Origin of the sequence: Rhodoblastus sp. (assembly GCF_041915505.1) — a bacterium.
Lineage (GTDB): Bacteria > Pseudomonadota > Alphaproteobacteria > Rhizobiales > Beijerinckiaceae > Rhodoblastus.
In genome coordinates this window covers 1-2,441 of sequence record NZ_JAYSBG010000454.1, presented here as the reverse complement: position 1 = coordinate 2,441, position 2,441 = coordinate 1, and the positions used below count along the sequence as shown (strand labels likewise).

The 2,441-nt window shown below is 66.5% G+C and carries 2 protein-coding genes; both read left to right on the top strand.

The genetic code is table 11. The annotated features are described in order from the left end of the window. The coding region (locus ACE3S9_RS18505) for a helix-turn-helix domain-containing protein (protein WP_374547945.1) at positions 1–228 on the top strand (228 nt) is incomplete at its 5' end. A gap of 220 nt (positions 229–448) precedes the next feature. Next, positions 449–2,086 carry a murein L,D-transpeptidase gene (locus ACE3S9_RS18500; protein ID WP_374547943.1) on the top strand — a complete coding sequence of 546 codons (1,638 nt, stop codon included), beginning with the start codon at positions 449–451 and terminating at the stop codon, positions 2,084–2,086. The last annotated feature ends 355 nt before the right edge of the window (positions 2,087–2,441 follow it).

Here is a 2,441-nt window from a genome sequence, read left to right as displayed (position 1 = left end):
ATCGAAATGCGCGACCCCAATGTGCTGAAACTGCTCGATGAGAACGGCGACGTCCAGCGGCTGGAAGCGCTGGAGGAAAAGGCGATCCGCTTCGCGCTGGCGCATTATCGCGGCCAGATGTCGGAAATGGCGCGCAAGCTCGGCATCGGGCGCTCGACGCTCTACCGCAAAATGAAGGAATATGGGCTGGCGGAAGGCGTCGCCGGCGACGGCGCCGACGCGGCCTGAGCTTGCGACCTTCACTTGTGACCATCGCCTGTGAACACTACCTGTGACCTGGGCGCGACAGTCAAAATATTGCGATTTCCGCCCATTGCGGCGGGGCGGCAATTGAATTTAACCATGGACGCGACTTGATATCATGAAGTCCGCCCGTGGCGGCGCAGGCGATCCGGGCCAGGGTCCAGATCCCAAAGGCCTGGCTCCCAAAGGCCTGAAAGGTTTCGGCATGTTTTCGCTTGGCTCGTCCGCCGCCAAATTCCGGACGGCGCTGGCCGCCGCCGCGCTGGCCGCCGCCAGTCCGGCCTTGAGCCTGCCCTCGACGCCTGTCGCGGGCGGCGAACGCGACCTGTCGGACAGGGCGATCTGGGCCATCGGGCCCTCGGCCGACGAGACCAGCCGAATCAAACCCGAATCGCCCGCCGCCGCGCAAAGTTCGCAAGCCGACCTCCCGGACGCCGCACCCTCCCCGGCCCAGACGCCCGAAACCCCGACGCCGGAGACCCAGCCGGCCGCAAAAGCCGCCGACGCTGCGCCCGTCGACCCGTCCGGCCCCTTCAAGCCCGCGATAAACCAGGCGATTCGCGACGCCCTCGGCCGCGAGGCGGCCGGCGCGCAGCGTCAGCCCGCGCAGGTCCGCGCCCTGCGCCAGGCGGTCGACGCCTTCTACGCCAGCCGCGGCGACGCGCCGGTCTGGATCGCCGACGGCCAGTGGACGCCCGCCGCCCGCGCCGCCTTCGAACAATTGCAGCGCGCGCCGGACGACGGCCTCGACCTGCGCGCCTATCGCGTCTATTCGCTCGACAAGGGGCCGCCGAACGCGCTGGCGCTCGGCGACGTCGCCTTGTCGGAGGCCGTGGCGGCCTATGCGTTCCAGGCCAGCGGCGGCCGCGTCGAGCCGGCCCGGATGTCGCGCCTGGTCGGCGTCCATCCGCCGGTCGTCCCTGCCGCCCAGGCGCTGGACGAGACGGCGAAAGCGGCCGACGCCGCCAAGACCCTCGACTCCTACAATCCGCGGCATCCCGGCTATCTCGCCCTCAAGGCGAAGCTGGCGGAGCTTCGCGCGGCGCCCGAACCCATGGCGCGGCTGGCCGCCACCGAGCGGGGGCGCGGCCTCAGCGATGCGGGCCCGGCGTTGAGCGGCCGCCGCAACGCCGATCTCGAAAGCGAGATCCTGACCAATATGGAGTTCTGGCGCTGGCTGCCGCGCGACCTCGGGTCCGAACGCGTAGTGGTCAATATTCCGGAATTCACGGCGCGCTTCTACCGCGATGACGCGCTCGTGCTGCCGCTGCGGGTCATCACCGGCAAGCCGGACAAGCCGACGCCCTTGTTCTCGGACAAGATCGAATATCTGATCGTCAACCCGTCCTGGAACGTGCCGCAATCGATCATCAAGAACGAATTGATGCCGCATCTCGACGCTTTGCGGGCGCAGGGCTACGAGATTCGCACGGTCAATGGCCGGCTTTACGTGCGCCAGCCGCCGGGCGAGCGCAATGCGCTGGGCCAGATCAAGTTCATCTTCCCGAACGATTATGCAGTCTATATGCACGACACGCCGACCCGCCAGCTGTTCGCGACCACGCGGCGCGCCTATAGCCACGGCTGCGTGCGCGTCGACCAGCCGTTCAAATTCGCCGAGACCCTGCTGGGGCCGGAGCATGGCTGGACCGAGGAGCGGCTACGGAAAATGGTCGGCAAGAGCGAGCGGCGAGTGTCGCTGCCCCAGCCCGTGCCGGTCCATATCGTCTATTTCACTCTGGCCGTGGACGGCGACGGCCGCCTCCAGCGTTTCGAGGACATTTACGGCTACAGCCGCAAGGCCCGCGACCTGCTCGGGTTGGGCGGTTCCTCGGGAGGCTGATTCGGCATTCGATCACGCCACCGTGATTTTGCCCTCATTTTGCCGCGAAATCTGTTAAATTGGCCACACGCGGCAAAAAAGCGCAGGTGGAGCTGTTTTTCCTCCCGCTGTGGCCTTGTTGCGACGGATAGTGTATCCCGATGCGCCGATCAGGGGCCGAATCCCGAGGTCGGGCGCCATCGGAAACTAGGGGTCAACGAATTCCTGCAAGGATTTCGTTACCTTTTTCGTTAAGTTTGCGTCCGGCCGACAAGACAAACACGATGGGAGCGCGTTTGATTTTGCCAAAATTCGCCGCGAGCGTCGCCGACGCAGCAAAGACGGGCCGCCGCGCCTTCCAGCGCGCAACCCATCC